The 21,095-nt window shown below is 58.7% G+C and carries 18 protein-coding genes; 8 read left to right on the top strand and 10 right to left on the bottom strand.

Going from position 1 to position 21,095, the window contains the following annotated elements:
- Positions 1-31: 31 nt before the first annotated feature.
- The 6 genes from TRL7639_RS04555 to TRL7639_RS04530 all read left to right on the top strand — a co-directional run bounded on the left by TRL7639_RS04555 (position 32) and on the right by TRL7639_RS04530 (position 7,085).
- Positions 32-1,453: an MFS transporter gene (locus TRL7639_RS04555; RefSeq protein WP_085794586.1), complete on the top strand. Its 1,422-nt coding sequence runs from the start codon at positions 32-34 to the stop codon at positions 1,451-1,453.
- Between the two features lie 73 nt (positions 1,454-1,526).
- Positions 1,527-2,966, top strand: a complete 1,440-nt coding sequence (locus tag TRL7639_RS04550; protein WP_085794585.1) for a coniferyl aldehyde dehydrogenase — start codon at positions 1,527-1,529, stop codon at positions 2,964-2,966.
- Positions 2,967-2,975: 9 nt separating this feature from the next.
- The gene (locus TRL7639_RS04545) at positions 2,976-3,284 is read left to right on the top strand and encodes a hypothetical protein (protein ID WP_085794584.1); all 309 of its coding nucleotides are present in this window, start codon (positions 2,976-2,978) and stop codon (positions 3,282-3,284) included.
- A gap of 38 nt (positions 3,285-3,322) precedes the next feature.
- On the top strand, positions 3,323-3,757 hold the full coding sequence (locus tag TRL7639_RS04540) for a DUF2141 domain-containing protein (protein WP_085794583.1): 435 nt from the start codon (positions 3,323-3,325) through the stop codon (positions 3,755-3,757).
- Between the two features lie 166 nt (positions 3,758-3,923).
- Positions 3,924-5,696, top strand: a complete 1,773-nt coding sequence (locus tag TRL7639_RS04535) for a DUF1800 family protein (RefSeq protein WP_085794582.1) — start codon at positions 3,924-3,926, stop codon at positions 5,694-5,696.
- Between the two features lie 3 nt (positions 5,697-5,699).
- On the top strand, positions 5,700-7,085 hold the full coding sequence (locus TRL7639_RS04530) for a DUF1501 domain-containing protein (RefSeq protein WP_207559637.1): 1,386 nt from the start codon (positions 5,700-5,702) through the stop codon (positions 7,083-7,085).
- 122 nt (positions 7,086-7,207) lie between these two features.
- Here the strand turns inward: TRL7639_RS04530 and TRL7639_RS04525 are convergent, their stop codons facing one another.
- The 9 genes from TRL7639_RS04525 to TRL7639_RS04485 all read right to left on the bottom strand — a co-directional run bounded on the left by TRL7639_RS04525 (position 7,208) and on the right by TRL7639_RS04485 (position 18,441).
- A complete protein-coding gene (locus TRL7639_RS04525) occupies positions 7,208-7,801 on the bottom strand; it encodes a cyclase family protein (protein ID WP_085794581.1) in 594 nt (197 codons plus the stop codon).
- A 102-nt stretch (positions 7,802-7,903) separates the two neighbouring features.
- Positions 7,904-9,673 (bottom strand): acyl-CoA dehydrogenase family protein, encoded by a 1,770-nt coding sequence (locus TRL7639_RS04520; RefSeq protein WP_085794580.1) that lies wholly within the window; start codon positions 9,671-9,673, stop codon positions 7,904-7,906.
- Between the two features lie 12 nt (positions 9,674-9,685).
- The gene (locus TRL7639_RS04515) at positions 9,686-11,983 is read right to left on the bottom strand and encodes a 3-hydroxyacyl-CoA dehydrogenase/enoyl-CoA hydratase family protein (protein WP_085794579.1); all 2,298 of its coding nucleotides are present in this window, start codon (positions 11,981-11,983) and stop codon (positions 9,686-9,688) included.
- A complete protein-coding gene (locus tag TRL7639_RS04510) occupies positions 11,983-13,164 on the bottom strand; it encodes an acetyl-CoA C-acyltransferase (protein ID WP_085794578.1) in 1,182 nt (393 codons plus the stop codon). The genes TRL7639_RS04515 and TRL7639_RS04510 overlap by 1 nt, the downstream gene beginning before the upstream one ends.
- 63 nt (positions 13,165-13,227) lie before the next feature.
- Positions 13,228-14,871 carry a long-chain-fatty-acid--CoA ligase gene (locus TRL7639_RS04505; protein ID WP_085794577.1) on the bottom strand — a complete coding sequence of 548 codons (1,644 nt, stop codon included), beginning with the start codon at positions 14,869-14,871 and terminating at the stop codon, positions 13,228-13,230.
- A gap of 74 nt (positions 14,872-14,945) precedes the next feature.
- The gene (locus TRL7639_RS04500) at positions 14,946-16,298 is read right to left on the bottom strand and encodes an amidase family protein (RefSeq protein WP_165759748.1); all 1,353 of its coding nucleotides are present in this window, start codon (positions 16,296-16,298) and stop codon (positions 14,946-14,948) included.
- Positions 16,299-16,361: 63 nt separating this feature from the next.
- Positions 16,362-16,739 (bottom strand): nuclear transport factor 2 family protein, encoded by a 378-nt coding sequence (locus TRL7639_RS04495; RefSeq protein WP_165759747.1) that lies wholly within the window; start codon positions 16,737-16,739, stop codon positions 16,362-16,364.
- A gap of 17 nt (positions 16,740-16,756) precedes the next feature.
- Positions 16,757-17,257, bottom strand: a complete 501-nt coding sequence (locus tag TRL7639_RS04490; RefSeq protein ID WP_165759746.1) for a flavin reductase family protein — start codon at positions 17,255-17,257, stop codon at positions 16,757-16,759.
- Positions 17,258-17,307: 50 nt separating this feature from the next.
- On the bottom strand, positions 17,308-18,441 hold the full coding sequence (locus TRL7639_RS04485; RefSeq protein WP_085794573.1) for an LLM class flavin-dependent oxidoreductase: 1,134 nt from the start codon (positions 18,439-18,441) through the stop codon (positions 17,308-17,310).
- Positions 18,442-18,689: 248 nt separating this feature from the next.
- Between TRL7639_RS04485 and TRL7639_RS04480 the strand changes: the two genes are divergently transcribed.
- The gene (locus TRL7639_RS04480) at positions 18,690-19,637 is read left to right on the top strand and encodes a TetR/AcrR family transcriptional regulator (protein WP_165759745.1); all 948 of its coding nucleotides are present in this window, start codon (positions 18,690-18,692) and stop codon (positions 19,635-19,637) included.
- Positions 19,638-19,731: 94 nt separating this feature from the next.
- Positions 19,732-20,322, top strand: a complete 591-nt coding sequence (locus TRL7639_RS04475; protein ID WP_085794571.1) for a TetR/AcrR family transcriptional regulator — start codon at positions 19,732-19,734, stop codon at positions 20,320-20,322.
- Between the two features lie 70 nt (positions 20,323-20,392).
- On the opposite strand, the gene TRL7639_RS04470 is transcribed toward TRL7639_RS04475, so the two are convergent.
- The gene (locus tag TRL7639_RS04470; RefSeq protein ID WP_085794570.1) at positions 20,393-21,094 is read right to left on the bottom strand and encodes an ABC transporter ATP-binding protein; all 702 of its coding nucleotides are present in this window, start codon (positions 21,092-21,094) and stop codon (positions 20,393-20,395) included.
- Position 21,095 lies beyond the last annotated feature (1 nt).

Genomic DNA, 21,095 nt, shown 5'->3' with positions numbered 1-21,095 from the left:
TATCAGTGAACGGGACCAGGGAGGAAAGAAAATGAAGACCCAAACCGCCGGCACGCCCGGCAAGATGCAACTGTTCTACGGCTTGGGCGGTGTCGCCAACGGCGTATTCTCAAATGGTTTGAGCTTCTTTCTGCTCATCTATTACAACCTGGTCATCGGACTTCCGGCCGAGGTTGTGGGTTTTGCCCTTTCGATCGCGCTGGTCTTTGACGCGATTTCGGACCCGGTTGTGGGCTATCTGTCGGACAACTGGAAATCGCGGATGGGCAAGCGGCATCCGTTCATCTTTCTGTCGATTGTACCGACCGCTTTCCTGTTCTGGCTGATCTGGAATCCGCCCGCATCCCTGACCACCGATGGGCAGCTGTTCTGGTTCCTGTTGCTGACCACCATCGGACTGCGCTTTTCGATGACACTGTATGATGTACCGCACAACGCGATGCTGCCGGAACTGACCAGCGACTACAACGCTCGGACCCTGTTGTCGGGGCACAAGGTCTCAGTGACGTGGATCGCCGGTCAGATCATCGTGATCGCGATGTACACCATCTGGCTCGTGCCGACCGACTTCATGCCTTACGGCATTCTGAACCAGGCCGGATACCAGGAAGCTGGGCTTGTCAGTGCTTTCCTTATCGGTGGCGCAATCCTGATCTCCGCCCTGGGTCTCTACTCCTACAAAGATCAGATGACCGAAATCGCCCATGAGCCGACCAAAGGCGCCGGTGGCTTCTTTCGTCAGTTTGCCTCGGCCGCAGGTCTTCCCGCATTGCGCGCAATCTTCCTGTCATCGGCAGTCTACGCGATCGGATCCGGCGTTGCCGCCGCTCTGTGGACCTATCTGATGAGCTTTTACTGGGAGCTCAGTAACGATCAGATCTCGCTCATCCTGTTGGCGAATTTGGCAGGCGCGCTGATTGCGGGTTTCCTGATCAAGGTGCTGTCCAACCGTGACAACAAGAAGGCCGCGGCAATCAACTTGTCGATCCTGTCGACCATCATCGGCGCTGGCCCCTATCTGCTGCGCTGGCTGGATCTGTTCCCTGCCAATGGCACTGAGGCCCTGCTCTATGTCCTGTTTGCGCACGGTATCATTCAGGTTGGTGTGATTGTCTGGACCTCTTCGGTGCTGACCTCGATGACTGCGGATGTGGTAGAGGTTGGCCTGCACAAGTCCGGGTTCCAGAACGAAGGGATCATCACTGCTTCGATCACCTTCATCCTAAAAGCAGGTACAGCGGGCGGCTTGGCGGTCTCGGGCATGTTCCTGGCCTTCGTTGGTTTCCCATCGGCACCCGACCAAAGCAACCTGACACCTGAGATCATCAGCAGCCTCGGCATCAACTACGCGCTGCTCACAGTCATGATCTACGTAGCGTCCATCGTTTTCCTTTTGTTTTACAATCTTGACAAAAAACAATTCGAAGAGATGGTGGGCAACAAAGCTGCATAGAAAACTAACAATTTCCTGGGCGTGGTGACTGACCTCGGTGACACCGCGCCCAGGAGCCCCAAGGGAGACTAAAATGACCAAGCACGACCCAAATCTGAACGCGGACATGCTGAGCCTGCTCGAAGCGCAGCGTTCGCATTTCCTGACCTCCGGAGCCCCCTCGCTGAACGAACGGATTGATCGCATCAACCGTCTGATCGATCTGATCGCCGACAACCAGGACGCTCTTTGTGACGCTGTTTCTGCAGACTTCGGCAACCGCAGCAGGGCCGAGACACTGATCGCCGATATCGGCGGCACGCTGACCGAACTCAAGCATGCCAAGTCCCATTTGGCCCAATGGATGAAACCGACCAAAGCCAAAGTTGATTTCCCGCTGAACATTTTCGGCGGCAAGGCCCGGATCGAATACCAGCCCTTGGGTGTCATTGGCATCGTATCGCCTTGGAACTTCCCGATCTACTTGGCCATCGGCCCAATGGGGGAAGCCTTTGCTGCCGGCAACTCGGTTATGTTGAAGCCGTCGGAATTCACACCAAACACCTCGGCCCTGATGAAGCAGTTGATCGAAGAGAAATTCTCGGCCAACGAGGCAGCGGTGATCACTGGTGGCGTGGAAACCGGTGTGAACTTTACCAAGCTGCCGTTCGACCACATGCTGTTCACGGGGGCGACCTCGATCGGCAAGCACATCCTGCATGCTGCCGCCGACAACTTGGTTCCCGTGACTTTGGAACTGGGCGGTAAGTCGCCCGCCATCGTGACCAACAACGCCGACATGGATGTGGCAACTTCGCGGATCACGGCAGGTAAACTGTTCAACGCAGGCCAGGTCTGCCTGGCGCCCGACTATGCCTTGGTCCCACGCGCCAAGGTTGGTGACTTTGTGAACCAAGTCAAAACCAAGATGGCCGCTGCTTATCCGACCCTGCAGGGCAATCAGGACTACACCCATATCGTATCCGACCGTCAGCACGACCGGTTAAAGGCGCTAGTTCAGCAGGCCCGCGACAGCGGCGCTGAAGTGATCGAGGTGAACCCTGCCAATGAGAGCTTTGACGGCTCGAACGAAAAGGTCATGCCGCCCACCATCATCGTCGACCCTTCTCCTGACCTGGACGTGATGACAGACGAGATCTTTGGCCCGATCCTGCCAGTCATCCCCTATGACACGGTCGAACAAGCCATCACATTCGTGAACGCCCGCCCCCGTCCCCTTGCTCTGTATGTCTTCTCGAAAGACGCAGGCGAGCAGGACAAGGTTCTGTCCAATACCACATCGGGCGGCGCTTGCATCAACGACACCATCATGCATTCGACCCAGCAAAGCCTGCCGTTTGGCGGCGTTGGTCCGTCGGGCATGGGCGCTTATCACGGCCACCACGGCTTCAAGCTCTTTAGCCATGAAAAGTCCGTCTACAAGCAGATCAATATGGACGGGCCGTTCAAACCTTTGCGGGCGCCTTTCGGTGAGAAATTCAAGAAGGCCGTTGCGCCGATGCTTAAAAAGTAAGGGAATTCAATGAAGTACCTAACCAACCACCCGGTCACGTGGCTGACTGTTGTCGCGCTGCTTCTGGCGACACTCTTTGGCCATTTCTGGGTCTGGGGGTCGCTGTTCCTGTGGTGGGCTTACACCTCGTTCATCGCGGGTGAGGCCTTTATCGGGGAAATCGTGAACATCCGCGAAAATCCACCGCTGTTCTGGACCGTCACCGTGATGTGGTTCTCTTTGGGAGCCTACTACGTGGTTCAGGACCTCGCGTGGCGACTGTTCGGCATCTATTTCGACATCTCTCAACTGGTTGGCATCAATCCATACGGGTTCTGATCCCCGACCCGTTCATTTTAGCAAGTGAGGAAAAGACCATGAAACTGACACCCATTCTGAGTGGCGCTTTGTTCGCGTCGACTTTGTCGACGACCGCTGCTCTAGCCGACATGGAAGTAACCATCGACGGTGTCGATGCATCCGGCGGTTCAATCCACGTTCTGGCGTTCAACGATCAACGCGCGTTCGAAAACAACATGTTCGCCAAAATGGTAAGCTATGTGAAAATTCCCGCAACCGAGGGTTCTGTCACTGGTGTTCTTCCCGGACTGGAGGCCGGCAGCTATGCCATCATGTTGCATCACGATGCCAACGACAATGGCCAGTTTGAAATGAAAGGCGCCGTTCCGGAAGAGGGCTGGGGTTACTCCAACAACGCCGGCGCAACCGCGCCTCCGACTTATGACGAAGCAGTGTTCGAATATACCGGCGACAACAACCCAACCATGAAAATGAACTACGCGCCCAAATAAGTGACGTAGGCAAAAACCCGCACAAAGACCCCGCTCAGGCGGGGTCTTTTTCGTTCTGTCACCTTGCTTTGCGCATTGAAAACCTTAACTTGTCATATATGACAGATAACTGGAGGAGTTGCAGCTCACCTGCCCCCCTCCGCACAGTCGAGGCAAAGCCATCAACATGAAAAACACATTGGAAGACACCAGCCGGTTTCTGATGCAAGCCACACTTGGGGCCGATCAGACGCTTTTGGACAGGGTGAGCGCGCAGGGGATCAAGCCCTGGCTTTCAGATCAACTTGACCACAAGCCGAACTCTGGACGCACGTTTGAAAACGCGACCCGCGCGATCTGGAAGGATTTTCGCAAGCGGCTTGTCGCGGCTCATGGCGAGCACGCGATCAATGGCGATGGCAACAACCCCGCCCTGCCCTACAAATGGTACTTCCACATGGCCTGGTGGGATCACACGCTCAGCAGCAAGGACGATCTGCTGCGTCAGCGTATGGCACAGGCCTTGGGTGAGGTTCTGGTGATCTCGGACCAATCCTCGCTGGAACTCGATGCCATTGGTTTTGCCAGCTACTATGACCTGCTCTACAAACACGCCTTTGGCTCGTATGTTGATCTGCTTTACGACGTGTCGATGCATCCGATGATGGGCATTTACCTGTCTCACATGCTCAACCAGAAAGCCAACAAGCGCAAAAACATCCACCCGGATGAAAACTATGCGCGCGAGATCATGCAGCTGTTTTCGATCGGCCTGTTCGAGCTGAACCAGGACGGGTCGGAAAAACTGGACGGGGGCGGCAAACCGATCCCGACCTATGACAACCGCGATATCAAGGAACTCGCCCGAGTGTTCACCGGCCTACTGCCCGCAGCCTATGAATACGAATGGACCAACAGTTTCTGGGAAAGCTCGTACAACGGTTATCCGGTTGGTTTTGATGACGATGTCGAAAAAGCATACAAAACCGTGCCCTTCATCGACGCCACAAAGCCGATGGTGGTCGATGAGGATTTCCATGATCGCGGCGCCAAAAACCTGCTGGGGGGCAAGCTGACGCTGCCCGGCGGTCAAAAAGGCCCGCGCGAGATCCGTTCATTGGTAGAGCAGCTGGTGGCACACCCATCAACCGCGCCATTCATCGCGCGCAACCTGATCAACCGGCTTGTGACCTCGAACCCCTCACCTGCTTACATCCGCGCCGTGGCCAAGGCGTTTGGTCCCAAGGGCGACCTGAAGGCCACGCTTGAGGCGGTGCTGACTTATCCGTTGATCAATGAGGTGACGGACAACCGCTTGCCGACGGCCCGCAAGGCCGGGGACAAGATGGTGCAATCGCAAAAATTGAAATCGCCGCTGCACCGCGTGACCCAGCTTTTGCTGGCATTCAACGCCCACAACACCAGCGGCAAGCTGTGGCTGCTCGGGGATGATCTGCAAGAAGAACTGCAGATGCACCCGATGTCGGCACCCACGGTGTTCAATTTCTACAAGCCCGACTTTGCCCCTCATGGTCCGCTGCAGAACGCCGGAATGGTCGCGCCCGAGTTTGAGCTGCACACCTCGGCCACTTCGGTCGCTTACGTCAATCAAATGTACTATTGGTTCTTTGGAGGTTTCCTGCCGCTGGTCTCGACCCAGATCGGGTCTGGGGCCGAGCAGAAAATGGTCATGGAGATGTATCCAGATACCCTCTGGGCACAGAAAAATGACGCCTTGCGGTTCGATCTGAAAGCCGAGATCGCATCAGCAAAATCTGCGGCCAAGCGCGATGCGTTGATTGATCAGATGTCGATCCTGCTCACAGGTCGCACGTCTCAAAAGGCCAAGGCACGTATCAAAGCGGCCTTTGCGCAATTTTCCGACAATCCCGCATGGGTGGTGCAAACCATCGCCTTCATGATCGCCATTTCCCCCGAATTCACCGTGCAGGAGGCCTGAACCATGTCCCATCCCGAATTCACACGTCGCGGTTTCCTGCACTCCAGTGGTCTTGCCATGGCAGGCACCGCCGCCATGACCATGGGCCTGCCCGGCCTGGCGCGCGCCTCGGGCGCTATGATCACACCGCAGCGCAAGGCACTGGTGTTCATCATGCTCGACGGGGGCAACGACAGCTACAATATGCTGGTGCCCACCGACCGCACCCATCACAAGCAATACAGCCGCACCCGGGGCAACCTGGCCATCGCACGGCGCGAATTGCTGGGTCTGGATGGCCCCGACGACGCGGCAGGCCGCAGCTTTGGCCTGCACGCGTCGATGCCCGAGGTGCAAAAGCTCTACAACCGCAAGAAACTCGCCTTTGTCGCCAACGTCGGCCCGCTGGTCGAACGGCTGCGCAAGGAGCAATTCTATGATGGTTCAGCGCAACTTCCGCTTGGTTTGCTCAGCCACGCGGATCAGTTCAAGCACTGGCAAACCTCGCGCCCGGACGTACGCGAAAACCAGGGCTGGTTTGGCCATTTCGCCGATCAATTGCAGCCCAGCCTGTCCGCACATGAAATCCCGATGAACATTTCGCTGGCCGGTCACAACATCCAGCAGAACGGCGCGCACAACCTGCCTTATTCGATCAAGTCCGAGGGGTCGGTTGGCCTCTATGTCAAGGAAGAGAAGAGCCAGCTGAACGAGGTACTTCTGGATAGCTTCACCAAGCTGATGAACGAAGATTACGCAGGCGACCCGTTCATGGAGACCTATCTGGGCCTCACCCGCGACGCGCAAGCCAAGCACGAGGTCTTCCGTGACGCCACGAAAGGCATCAAGGCGCCGGGCCGCTTTTCGGGCAGTGATCTGAGCCAACAGCTGCGCATGGTCGCCCGCACCATCAAGGCCGCGGACCGGTTGGGGTTGCAGCAGCAGACGTTCTTCCTGCGCTATATCGGTTGGGACCACCACGACGAGTTGCTTAACAACCAAGGTTACATGCTGAGTGTTCTGTCGCGGGCCTTGGGTGAGTTCCAGCATTCGCTGGAAGAGATGGAGATCGACGACCGTGTCGTGACCTTCACCGGGTCCGACTTTGGCCGCACCCTGACCTCGAACGGGAACGGCACCGACCATGGCTGGGGTGGCAACACCATCGTCATGGGCACACCTGTTCAGGGCGGCCGCGTCTTTGGCGAATACCCGAGCCTTGGCCTGGGCAACGACAACTTGCAGGATGTGGGCGACGGCGTGCTGATCCCGACCACTTCGACCGACCAGCTCTATGCCGATCTTTCACTGTGGTTCGGCGTTCAGGACAGCGCGCTGAACACGCTTTTCCCCAACCTGCACCGGTTCACAGACACAGCAAACGGGGGTCGTCTGGGTTTGTTTGCCTGAGAGGGCGACCTTGCCTTGACGGCAGGGTCCCCCTCCCCTCCTCCACTCCTCTCGGGCGGTTTTCCGAGTAGCACCAGATGACCTTTGGACCGGGGCCGGGCGTTTGCCTGGCCTCGGTTATTTTATGTGCCGCGGAGCAAAACGCGCGTGGGCGACCCGCTCAAACCGGTGAGTTTCAAGGGCGTCGTGATGATCTCACCCGTCTCGGGCAGAGGGCCCGCATCGTCCGCATTCAGATCCTCAACCAAAAACTTGCCCGCTCCGGCGATGCGCTGATGAAACCACAGCCCGTCCGGATGATCGACACGCACGCCGCCTGCCATCACCCAGATCGGGATCGGCAAAGTTAGCAGGGCCTCGATATCCGCGACCCGAGCCAAGTGATCCGCGCGCGCGTCCAGAAACAGATGGGTGATCCCTGCCCATCCCTCTGGTGACAGATCCACCTTCGGCTGCGCTGCATCCACCCGGCGAAACCGGCCAAAACAGTGTTGCGGGTCAAAGGCATCCATCGTGGCCGCTCCGGGCACAAAATGGCACGGCGCATCGATATGAGTGCCCATCTGCGTGCCCATGGACAACGCCCAGACCTCATATCGGCTGGTCTCCGGATCGGTCCACTTCATCGCGCCAAAGGGCGGGTCCGAGTAGTTTTCCGCCGAATAGATCCACATCTCGGGGTTCAGATCAAAACTCAAGTCGATCCAATCGGTCATGGCGCAGCCTCCATTGCTGAGACTGATCTAAGGTCGCCGCACCCCCAACAAAAGAGGGCGCCCGATTTCTCGGACGCCCCATGTCATGAATGTTGGTCCGTATCAGATGCAGCGATCCGCGCGGCAGATCATGCCCGGCTCACCCGCCTGCAAGATCATCTCGTGGCTGAGCGCACGCGGCAACGCCCGCACCAAGAGCGCGCGCGCGCAATCGAGACGGTCAGCATAGTAATCGGCCGACTGCGCCCCTGTCCCGGCGTGTGCTGCTTTGGCAATACGCGCGGCCATCCACGCCGAGAAGCTGAGCGCGACCACCTCAAGATAGTCACAAGCCCCCGACAGAACATCGCCCTGCGCCGTCGACAGCACCCAATCGGTGCAGCGGCCCAATCGGGCGGCGGCATCGCGCAGTGCGGTCTGGACGTCTGCCAGTTCAGCAGGCAGGGCATCGGCATCGGCCAGCATATCGGCGACAAAGCCCTTCATCACCGCTCCGCTGTCACCACGCACCTTGCGGGTTACCAGATCGCGCGCCTGCACGGCGCTGGTGCCCTCATAGATCTCGGTGATGCGGACGTCGCGGACCAGCTGTTCGACACCGTAGTCCTTGATGAAGCCGTGACCACCGTGCATCTGCACCGCCTCGTTGGCCATGCGCGACCCCATCTCGGAGAGGTAGGATTTCAACACCGGGGTCAGAACCGACAGCTTGGCGTCGGCTGCCTTGCGGGCCTCGGGCGTGGCCGAGCGATGCGCTTCGTCCAGCAGGCTGGCACCGAAATAAGCAAACGCACGGCCCGCATCCATTTCACCCTGAGCCGTCAGCAGGCGGCGACGCACGTCGGCGTGTGCAACCAGCGGATCGGCTGGTCCTGCGGGGTTCCACGCCTCGCCATCCGCGCGACCCTGCAGGCGTTCATGCGCATAGGCGGTTGCGGTTTGAATGGCCGCCTCGGCAATGCCCAGACCTTGCTGACCAACCGACAGGCGAGCCGCATTCATCATGACGAACATCGCCGCCAGACCCTTGCCCTCTTCACCCACGATCCAGGCCTTGGTGTCCTCGAACGAGATCGCGCAGGTGGGCGAGCCATGGATGCCCATCTTGTTCTCGATCCCGGCGATGGTGATCGTGTTCTGGGTATCCGTGGTGTTGCCGTCGGCATCCAGCATATACTTGGGCGCAAGGAACAGCGACAGGCCGCGCGGGCCGGGCTGCGCGCCCTCGACGCGAGCCAGGATCAGGTGGGCCACGTTTTCCGACATGTCGTGGTCGCCCCAGGTGATGAAGATCTTGTTGCCGGTGATGGCATAAGACCCGTCATCGTTTTGCACGGCCTTGGTGCGGATCAGACCCAGATCGGTGCCGCAATGCGGTTCCGTCAGGTTCATGGTCCCGGCCCAGTTTCCATTAGTCAGCTGCGGCACATAAACCGTCTTCTGATCGTCCGAACCATAGGCCATCAGAGCCTCAACCACGCCAAAGTTCAGCTCGTGGATCAGGGCAAAGGCCAGGTTGGTGCCAGCCATCCCCTCGCGCAGCGCGGCATGCAGGACAAAGGGCAGTTGCTGCCCGCCGTATTCTTCCTCAAGCGCGAGCGCGTTCCAACCGTCTTCGCAGAACACCTTGTAGGCATCGCCAAAACCGGGCGCGGCATAAACCTGACCGTCGACCAGCTTAGCACCGGGGCTGTCGCCCGCCTCATTGCAGGTCGCCAGGTTGTCACGCACAAAGCCGTTGATGGCGTCGACCACGGCAAAAAACGTGTCCTTGTCGCAATGCTCATACCCCGGCAGCGCCAGCGTGTCGTCGAGGTTCAGAACCTCATCAAGCAGGAACGTGATGTCCCGTTGGGGGAGTTGATAGTCCATCTGTACCCTCCGTCAGTTCTTCAGCGGTTTGCCGGTGGTCATGGTGTGACGCATGCGCTCGACGGTCTTGTCCTGAGCGATCAGACGCATCATGCCGTCGGCTTCGAGCGTGTGCAGCGCTTCCTCGTCCAACGTGCCGCCTGTGCCACCGGCCAGGACCTGAGCGGTTTCACGGGCGATCTCGACCGTATAAGGCGCGTCGGCTGTGGCCTCGGCCAAGGCGGCCAGTTTCGACTCCAGCGCGACGGTGATTGCAGTGGCGTCCAGCGTGATTTCGGCCTTGGCCGGGGCGGCGTAGCCTTCGGCCAGTTCCAGTGCCGCCGCTTTGGCATCCGCCAGCAGACGATCGCGGTTCATCACCACGCCATCCGTTGCACGCAGGTAACCCGCGTTCTGTGCCATAGGCGCCGAACCCACCATCAGCGCGGTAGAGATCACGTCAAACGCAGCCTCGGCCCCCTTGACCGGATCGCCCAGTTCAGCGGTTTTGCGCAGCAGCAGCGCGGTGGTGCCACCCCATGCGGGCAGCAGGCCCACGTTGGCCTCTACCAGACCGATATTGCTTTCCAGCGAGGCCATCACACGATCCGAATGCATCAGGATCTCACACCCACCACCAAGGGCCAGACCGCAGGCAGCAGAGACAACCGGGAACGGCGCGTATTTGATCTTGCGCATGGTCGCTTGACCGATGGCCAGTTGATCCGCGACCAGATCCAGCTCGCCGGCATCCGCACGGTCCAGCGCCTTTTTCAGGTTGGCACCGACCGAGAAATGGTAGCCGTCTGAACCGATGACCATCGCCTTGAAGTCACGTTCCACCACGTCCAAAGCCTCTGACACGCCGTTCATGACCAGATCGTCCAGCGCCGCGTTGGGGGCGGTGATAGTCAGCAAGGCAACACCATCGCCCATGTCACGCAGGACAACTGCGTCGGTGGCAAAGACAGGCACGTCGGTCAGGTCGGATGCAAAGATCACACCCGGCCCACGCGGCACGTCCGCCTGCTCACCCGAGGGCAGCAGCACCTTGCGATCCAGGCCTTTGCCGGAATAGATCCCACCACGTTCAGCGGCCAAGGCCAGCAAGGGCGGCACCTCCTGACCTTCGGCTTTCAGCCGCGCCACGATCTTGTCCGCGCCGATCTTGTCGATCAACTTGAACGGACCCATGCGCCAGTTATAGCCAAGCTCCATCGCTGCATCGATGTCGGCAGGGTTGGCGGTGATTTCAGGCACGCAATAGGCCGCATAAGACAGGGTCGGTCCCATCACGGACCAGGCATAATCGGCCAGACGATCGCCCGCTTGGTCGATGAAATCCACGCCAAAGGTTTTGGCCAGCTCCGGCCCCTTGGCCTGCGCGCGGTATTCGAGCGAGAACAGATCGACGGCCTGAGCCACTGTCTTGCCGTTCTCATCCTTGCTGCGCTTGTAAAAGCCCGCACCTGCCTTGCGACCAGCCAACCCCTTGGCGGCCATGTTGTCGAACAGCTCCAGCCCCTCGGTGTGGGTCTGCTGCGGATCGTCAGCCTCTAGCAGGTTGCGCATGGAGAGGCGGGACTTGCCCAAAAGGTCGACGCCGATCAGGTCCATCAGCGCAAAAACACCCGTGCCAGGCACGCCAAAGGGACGCGCCAGAACGGTGTCGGCTTCCTCAACGGTGATACCACGGGCCACAGCCTCGCGCGCGGCGGCGTTCATCCACAATCCACCCAGACGGTTGGCGATAAAACCGGGGCGATCGTTGCAGGGCACCACGGTCTTGCCCAGGCGCGCGTCGCTGAAGGCGCGGGCGCGTTCGGCTGCAACCGGGTCGGTGTCCGGTCCGGTGACCAGCTCGATCAGGCGCATGTAGCGCGGCGGGTTGAAGAAGTGGACGATAACGAACCGCTTGCGCAGGCTCTCGTCCATCTCGGCCACCAGATCCGCCAGCGGAATGGTCGATGTGTTCGAGCTGAGCAGCGCATCATCGCGCAGATAGGGCGCTATCTTGCCATAAAGCGCGTGCTTGATGGCCAGGTCCTCAAGGACCACCTCGACCACCCAGTCACAATCGCGCAGCTGCTCCAGATCGTCGTCCAAGTTGCCCGAGGTCAGACGCGAGACATAGGCCTGGTCGGCCAATTGCGGCGCGCGGCCTTTGGTCATGCGGGCAACCGCACCCTTGGCCAGCATCGAGCGATCTTCGGTATCCTTGGGGACAATGTCGAGCAGGACAACCTCCGCGCCCGCGTTGGCGAAATGGGCGGCAATGCCTGCCCCCATAACGCCCGAGCCGATGACGGCAACTTTGTTGATGGTGCTCATTACAGCACCTCAAACAGGCCAGCCGCGCCCATACCGCCGCCGATGCACATGGTGGCGACAACGTATTTCGCGCCGCGCTTCTTACCTTCGATCAACGCGTGGCCGACCATGCGGGTGCCGGACATGCCATAGGGGTGACCAACCGAGATTGCGCCGCCATCGACGTTCAGGATCTCATTCGGGATGCCCAGTTTCTGCTGACAATAGAGGGCCTGTGACGCGAAGGCTTCGTTCAGTTCCCACAGACCGATGTCGTCCATCTTGAGCCCGTTGCGTTCCAGCAGCTTCGGCACGGCAAAGACCGGGCCAATGCCCATTTCATCGGGCTCGCAACCAGCCACGACATAGCCCACATAACGCCCCAGAGGCTCAAGCCCGCGCTTCTCGGCCAGCTTTTCCTCCATCACGACCTGCGCCGAGCCACCGTCGCTGAGTTGCGAGGCGTTGCCGGCGGTGATCCACTTGCCGTCGCCCATCACCGGGTTCAGACCCTGCAGGCTATCCAAAGTGGTCGAGGGACGGTTGCATTCATCCTGTGTCAGCGTGACCTCTTCATAAGTGATCTCGCCGGTTTCCTTGTTCTTGTTGGCCTTGGTGACGGTGATCGGCACGATCTCATCATCGAACTTGCCTGCGGCTTGGGCTGCTGCGGTGCGCTGCTGCGATTGCAGGGCAAATTCGTCCTGTGCCTCGCGGCTGATGCCATAACGTTCGGCCACGGTATCGGCGGTCTTGATCATCGGATCATAGAAGCCGCGGACGTTGTTATCGATCCAATCCTCTTTCAGGCGGAAGGTGTTGTCGCGGCCCATGACAAGCGAGATGCTTTCCGCACCGCCACCAACAACCACGTCGCAGCCATCGACCATCACGCGCGAACAGGCGCGAGTCAGCGCTTCCAGACCCGACGAGCAAAAGCGGTTGACGGTCACGCCCGACGCCGTCGCCGGCAGGCCGGCGCGCATCGCGACCTGACGGCCCAAGTTGCCGCCATTTGCGCCCTCGGGCACGGCGTTACCGATGATTACGTCTTCGATTTCAGACGGATCAACGCCCGCGCGCTTGACCGACTCGGCCACGGCATGGCCGCCATAAACAGCAGGATGAGTGTCGTTGAAGGCGCCTTTGAAAGCTTTGCCGATGGCGGTACGGGCGGTGGAAACGATAACAGCGGAACGCATGATTGGGATCCTTTTGGGAGGAGGAGAAGGAAGGGGAAAGGGGGCGCCAAGCGCCCCCGTCAGTTAGTTGTCGGTGGGCAGCTTGTAATCTGCGTATTGCTCACGCAGGTGCAGCTTGGACACTTTGCCGGTTGCGGTGTGGGGCAGCTCGGCCTGGAACACGACGTCATCGGGCGTCCACCATTTGGCGATCTGACCATCGTACAGAGCCAGCACGTCTTCGCGGGTGACATCCGAGCCTTCACGCTTGACCGCAACGATCAGCGGGCGCTCGTCCCACTTGCGGTGTTTGGCAGCGATACAGGCAGCTTCGAGCACATCGGCGTGGCTCATGGCGATGTTTTCCAGATCGATCGAAGAAATCCACTCGCCCCCCGACTTGATCACGTCCTTGGTGCGGTCGGTCAGGCGCAGATAGCCCTTTTCGTCGATGGCCGCGACGTCGCCGGTCGAAAACCAACCATCCTCGGTAAAGGCATCGGCCCCAGCCCCGCCCCAATAGCTGGAGGCGACCCAGTGACCGCGCACTTGCAACATGCCCGAAGCCTGACCATCGTGCGGCAGACGCTCGCCTTCGTCGTTGACGATGCGCATTTCGACGCCATAGAGCGCGCGGCCCTGCTTGGTTTTGATCTGCAGACGCTCGTCGATGGGCAGCTTGTCTTCGCCGCGCTTCAGTACGGCCAGCGAGCCCACCGGCGACAGTTCAGTCATGCCCCAGCCGTGAACAACCTCGGTCCCATGATCCTTTTCGATCTTTTCGATCAAGGACAGCGGTGCAGCCGAACCGCCCATCATGGCGCGCTTGACGGTCTTGAGCTTTTCGCCGCGCTGATCGAGGTATTCATAAAGGCCCAGCCAAACGGTCGGCACGCCCGAAATCATGGTAACCTCTTCGCCGTCCATCAGCTCTTGCAGCGGTGCGGGGTCCATGCCCGGTCCCGGCAGAACCAGCTTGGTGCCGTTCATCAGTGCCGCATAGGGAATGCCCCAGGCGCAGGCGTGGAACATTGGAACAACCGGAAGCGTCGCATCGCGCGAGCTGAGCGCCAGCCAGTCGCCACCCGACACCCCCATGGCGTGCAGCACGGTGCCGCGGTGTGAATAGAGAACGCCCTTGGGGTTGCCGGTGGTGCCCGATGTGTAGCAGAGCGCCATGGCAGCATTTTCGTCAATCTCGGGCCAGTCAAAGACGTCTGGCTTGCCTGCTATCAGGCTTTCATAATCACTGACCTCGGTCTTCATCTCAGGGATGCGATCCGGGCCGGTCAGGCTGTACCAGCCCTGAACGGTGGGACAGCGGCTGGATACCGCGTCGATCAGCGGCGCAAAGGTCGTGTCAAAGAACAGATGCGTGTCTTCGGCGTCGTTCACGATAAAGGCGATCTGGTCGGGGTGCAGGCGCGGGTTGATCGTGTGGCAGATGGCACCGATGCAAGCCAGAGCGTAGTAGAGCTCTAGGTGCTGCGCATTGTTCCAGGCCAGCGTTGCAACGCGGTCACCGGCACCGACGCCCAACTCGGTCAGCGCATGCGCCAGCTGCTGCGTGCGGCGGCCCATGTCAGCAAAGCTGTGGCGATCAACCGACATATCCGAATTGCGCCAGACGATCTCGGCCTCGGGGTGGGCGCGCATGGCGTGACGAAAGATGCTCGTCACAGTCAGCGGCATGGTCATGATCTGGCCGGGGATTGTTTGTTTGGCCATGGGGTATCCTCCCGTATTGAACTGCCGGAGGGTCTCCCCCACCTGGCAGATGGATGTTCAGGGTTTGATAGGGTTCAGAGTTTTGGTGGTGTCAGGCGTCCGACGGCTTGTTCCAGAACATGGCTCAGGCCCAGAACACCCACGTCGTCATAGCGTTGACCGATGATCTGAACGCCAATGGGCAAGCCATTGCGGTCCAGCCCCATGGGCACGTTTGATCCGGGTTGCTCGGTCAAGTTTAACAGGAACGTATTGGCCCAGCTTTCAAAGATACGGGTCGGGTCCGAGCCGGGCAGCTCAGCATCAAAGGCGGTGTCGGGGGTCGAGGGCAGGATCAGGAAATCATACCCTTTGATCAGGTTCAGTGTCCGTTCACGCAACAGCTGCGTGGCGAAGAAATTGGCGTGGTGGTCCAGCGCTGTCAGCTCCAACGCCCGGCGGGTCCAGTCATAGATCACCGGCGTCTTGCGTTGTTCTGCATCCGGGTGCTGGCTCAACTCGCTCAGGGTGCGGACCATGTAGAACAGTTCGGCAGGTTCCCACTCTCCGCGCTCAAATGGGACTGTGTCGAGGCGGTCGACATGCACCCCCTGCCCGCGCAGCGCCTCTCCAGCGCGCACGATGGCATTGGCCACGTCTTCTGCCACAGGCTCGCCGATCCCCAGCTCGGTGATCACAAGCGCGCGTTTGCCTGCCGGATCAAAACGGTCAAGCTCGGCAACATAGTCCACACCGTCACGCGGAAGGGCCGAGAAGTCACGCGCATCCGCGCCGGTCAGCACGTTCATGTGCAGCGCCACGTCGGTGATCGAGCGTGCCAAGGGACCCGCGACCAGAACGGGGCTACCTTGGAAATAGTACGGCACGCGGCCATAAGACGGCTTGTGCCCCACAAGACCACAGTAAGAGGCCGGCAGACGGATGGAACCGACGATGTCGGTGCCAATCGACACCGGTTCGATCCCGGCGCAGACGCTGGCCGAGGCCCCAGAGGAGGACGCGCCAGTGGTCTTGCTCAGATCCCAGGGGTTGCGAGTAACGCCGTGGTACGAGCTGACACCTGCCGCCAGGATGCCATAGTCACACATGGTGTTCTTGCCGACGATGACAGCGCCGCTGTCGCGCATTCTTGCGACAGTGGGGTGATCGGAGGAGTGGATCACCCCGCTGCCAGCTGCCGACCCACGATGGGCCGGCAGACCGTTGGTTTCCAGCGCGTCCTTGATCGTGGTTGGCACCCCATCGAGCCAACCCAAGGGCGCGCCGTCGCGCCAACGGAGTTCGGATGCCTTTGCCTGCGCCAATGCTCCATCACGGTCGATGTGATAGATCGCATTGATCTTTGGATTGACCTCTTCGATCCGGGCCAGCGTTGCTGTCAGGGCCTCAACCGGCGACAGCTCGCGGCGTCGGAACAGATCGGTCATTTCGACCGCAGATAGATGGGACACGGACACGGTCATAATCGTCTCGGACAGGCTAAGGGTTTGTTACTCTTCGTACTTCTTCACGTAGTAGACCTTAGAGGCGATTTTCCATTCGCCGTTGGTCTTGATCAGAGACAGGTAGTCAATGAAGTATTTGGGCTGCACCGCACAGTCGATTTTCACGAACGCTGTGTTGGGACCCGACTGGTCGATGTGCACCACGTGGCCATAGACAGGATAACCCAACTCCTTGGGGCTTTTGCGGCCAGCGACCAGGTCCTTGTACTGCTGCAGCGTCATGTGGACATAGCTGCCATCATCATTGACACAGCACAGATCACATTCGGGCAGAAACTGCTTGTCGATTGCTGCGACATCACCTTCGTGCAGGCCGATCATATAATCCTGCATCATGGCTTCGAGTGTTGCGATATCCGCCATCTTGTCCTCCAACGGGGTTACGCCGCCACCGGCGCGAGTTTGTAAAAGCCACGTTGCGCATAGATCAGCGCCGAGGCTTGCGGGTTCAGGTGCACAGCATCCACCAAGCCAAAGAAGACCCGATGCGTGTGCGCGTCTGTCCATTCGCTGACCGTGCATTCAAACGAGGCGACCGCCTCTTTCAGGATCGGCAAACCGCCCGCCGACCGTTCCCATGTACCGGCCATCTGGAACTGCTTTTCCTTGTCCTCTTTCGAAGAGAACGCACCAACCACATCTGTCAGGCTGTCGGGCACCACGTTCACAGCAAACTTGTTCGACCCCATGATGTAGTCGAACGTGCGCGCCGTGCGATTGGTGCAGATCAGCAGCGATGGCGGGTCCGCCGCCAGCGAGGTCACAGCCGTGGCCGCCATGCCTGCGCGCGCGCCGTCATGCTCGGACGTGATAATGGTGGTCGAGGCCGCCAGCAGTTGCATGCCCTGCTTGAACAGCTCTTGCGTATTGTCTTGGGTCATGGCGACCTCCCTTGTCATAGGGGTCGGGCGTTGCGGCCCGACCGTGGCGATCAGCCGTTGACCTGCTTGATGACACCTTCGGAGAACTCGATCAGAGCCTCTTGCTCGATGTCGTCGCCGAAATAGTTCACGTGGTGCCAGACAAAGAACTCATCAATCTGATAGCGCTCGGCCAGTTCACTGATCTGATCCACAACCTGTTGACGCGAACCATCCCAGACACGGCCCAACGGCACGTGATAGGGCGGCGCGTCATAGGCTTTGCCCCACAACTCGTCGAACATGCCGCGGTATTGCTTGGTCTTTTCCGGGGTTTTACCCATCAGCAGGTGACCACCCAACGCCAGAACGTCGTTGTTGGTTGTCTCTGTCAGACCCTTTTCATGCGCGGCCGCCAGACACTGTTCCAGAATGACCGGCATGAACTCTTCTTTGTCGGCGGTCACGAACGACACCATCTTGGCGCCTTCAGAGGCCCAGAACCGTGCGGTTTCCATCGAGTAGGAGAAGGGCGCATAGACCTTGGGGTGCGGTTGCTGCAGCGGACGCGGAACGATGCCCGATTTGCGCAGGACCTTGTTTTCATCAACCGGGTTGTCACCACCCCAGAGTTTGGTCGGATTGAATTCCCATTCAACATTCGACGGGAAGTTCCAAAACTCGCCCTGATGCTCGGTCAGATCGTCGGTCCAGAGCGATTTGATCAGGCGCCAGTTCTCGTACATGGCGCGGCGGTTGCGCTGATCCGCCTCGGACTTGTCTGACTCGGCCGAGGTGATGTCCAGGTGCTGCCCCATGGTTGCGGTCCAACGAGGGGTGTTGCCACGAGAGAAGCCCGCAAACACTCGACCGCCTGTCATATGGTCGAGCATCGCGATGTTTTCCGCCGTGGTGATCGGGTTCATCGCGGTCAGGTTCATACCCAGCTGACCCACCTTAAAGTTCTTGGTGTGCTGCGCGATGTACATGTTCCAGAACAGCGGGTTGGTGGTGCATTCCACCCCTTCGACCTGCATGTGATGCTCGGTCAAACAGAACCCTTCGTATCCCAGCTCTTCTGCCAGAACCATCTGGTCCCGCAGCGTGTGCATCATCTTGTTGAATCGACCCGGATCGCGACCGGCAAGTTGGGCGTCTTCGCCATGTTGCCGAGCGAACGGGATGGCAAGAATCTTGAATTTCATGGCGCGCTTCCCCGCTATAATGAACGTTCACTAACCTTCACCTGAAAACACGGTGTCGTCAAACAAATTTTGTTGATATGTTACAGAGGTTTAGAAATGACCCTTCGTCAGGAAATTTAGTGAACGGTCACTCCTTTTTCACTCTAGACCAAGGAATCTCGCTGGACAACCACCGCTGAGCCACGCATCGTATGCATGCAACGTAAGGGAACCTGGGGCGAAGAATGTATTCGTATTCATCAGCACAAATGGCTGATTTCATATCGAAAAAACAAAGCGATAGTGCTTTTTCGTCTCTCGCGCTCGAGGCTGCCCGCCACGAGCTGGAACGTGATGTTGACGGCGAACTACAACTGATCACAAGCACAGTTTCGACCCTCGCGCCGCCTTCTGGGGAATCACTTGTTGCAAAATCAACACGGCTGTCCGCCAAAGGGGCGGATCAGCAGGTCTGCCGGGTGATCCTATCGCAGCTCACCGAAGGCTCTTCTAAGAAACGAAATGTGGCAGAAGCACTATGTGTCTTTCAGGTCAAGGAACCCGCGCCCGAAGATCAGGCTGCGGCCGTAGACAGGTCCGAAAAGACCGCTGCCACAGGAAAAGAAGCTCTTTCCAGCACCGCTGAAATGCGGCGATTGCAAATTTTCGAAGGCGCTTGCAAAGTCATTGCCCGCCATGGGTTCGGCAATTCTACAATGCGTGAAATTGCACGTGAGGCAGGTCTGTCCGTGCCGTTGATGTACAAATACATCAAGGATAAGGACGACATCCTTTACCTGATCATGACCGTGAACATGCAGGGCATGTTTACATTCTTCGACAATCAGGAATTCAGCTCTGGCAATCCAGAAGAAAACCTGATCAGCGCAGTCGACAAATACATCGACTACATTGGCGAAAATCGAAAATATATCAATTTGGTATACTCCGAAACCCGCTCACTTAGCGCCGAAAACCGCATGAAGGTGTTTGACACCGAACGTGACTTCATGCGCCGCTGGCAGGCCATTATCGATGACGGCGTCGAGAAAGGGTTCTTCCGGCCTGTAAACACCGAGCTTTTGTCCAACTTCATCTACTTCCTATGCACCGTCTGGGCGTTGCGACATTGGAGCATTGGGCACTTTCCCGTTGATGAGGTTAAAACAGCACTGCACGAGTTTGTCTTGACAGGACTGCTGAAAGTGGAAAATTAAATATCAAAGTGTCAGCATATGAATGCGCATAACAATCATTAACCAAGTCGCTTGTTGACGAATACGGAATTTTTGGAAAGGACATTTCATAAAGATGGGTCGACCGTCGGTTCAAAAACAGCGCAAGGCTGAAGTTCTTGATGCATTCCTGACCTGCGCCTCAAAGTACGGCATAGAAGGCGCCACGCTGGAACGTATCGCTACTGAAGCAGGATTGAAGCGGCCGCTGATCCGTCATCACCTGGGCAACCGAGATGACATGGTCAAAGCCCTGTCTGAATACGTGATCTCTGCGATCAATGAATTGGTCCAAGGGATGCGTGAGGCCCTTGAAGGGTATCCCACGGCTAAGGACTTCATCGATGCCCTTTATACGCCACAAAGCGAAACCGACCCGCGCCTGAACATCGTGTTCCAGTCTCTCACTCATTCCTCGGATAGCTATCCCGGCCTGCGCGAAGAGCTGATTTCGGTCATGCAGTCGTTTTTCGATATGGCCAGCGAGGTCATGCAACGTAACTATCCGCATGCCCCAAAGGCGGAATGCGATATCGTTGCCCAAGGTGTTATTGGTCTCTACCTGACCACGGATTCACTCGCGCCACTCGCCCCACCGTCCGAGTGGGCCTACTCATCCTATTTCGCCTCTTTGCGGTTGGCCAATTCGCTGCGCGAAATCAGCTGACATCAAGCATCCAAACGAAAACGGCCAGCAATGAATTGCTGGCCGTTTTCTTTTGTACGTGGTTCAGGGATCAGACCTCGAGCCACTCCTGCCGGATTTCCGCGTTGTTTTTCAGATCATCCGGCGTCCCTTCGAACACCATGTGGCCGTGGCCCATCACGTATACGCGGTTAGTCACCCGCATGGCGATGGTAAGCTTTTGCTCCACCAGCAGGATGGAAACGCCCCGCTCAGCGATCTGCAGCAAAAGATCACCCACTTGCTCCACGATCTTGGGGGCCAAACCTTCGGTCGGCTCGTCGATCATGATGAAATCCGGGTCGCCCATCAGTGCACGGCAGACGGTCAGCATTTGCTTTTCGCCACCGGACATCAGCGAGGCATCGACGTCAGCCCGCTCTCGCAGGTTGGGGAACATGTCGAACATGTCCTCCATATTCCAACGCCCGTCACCGTCCTTTTGCCCTGGCTTGACGCCCAGCATCAGGTTCTGGCGCGTGGTCAGGCCGGGAAAGATATCGCGGTTTTCGGGTACATAGCCTATGCCCTTCTTGGCGATCTCATAGCTCTTGCGCCCTGCAAGCTCTTCCCCGCGGAACTGGACCGATCCCTTGGGTTCAACCTCGCCCATGATCGCCTTGCAGGTGGTAGACCGCCCCACCCCGTTGCGCCCCAACAACGAGACGATCTCGCCTTCGCCGACTTCAAGGTTGACGCCCTGCAGGATGTGACTTTTGCCGTAGTATGCGTGAAGATCATTTACCTTGAGCATC

This window comes from Falsiruegeria litorea R37 (genome assembly GCF_900172225.1).
Taxonomy (GTDB): domain Bacteria; phylum Pseudomonadota; class Alphaproteobacteria; order Rhodobacterales; family Rhodobacteraceae; genus Falsiruegeria; species Falsiruegeria litorea.
This window is presented reverse-complemented; position numbering and strand designations above follow the sequence as displayed.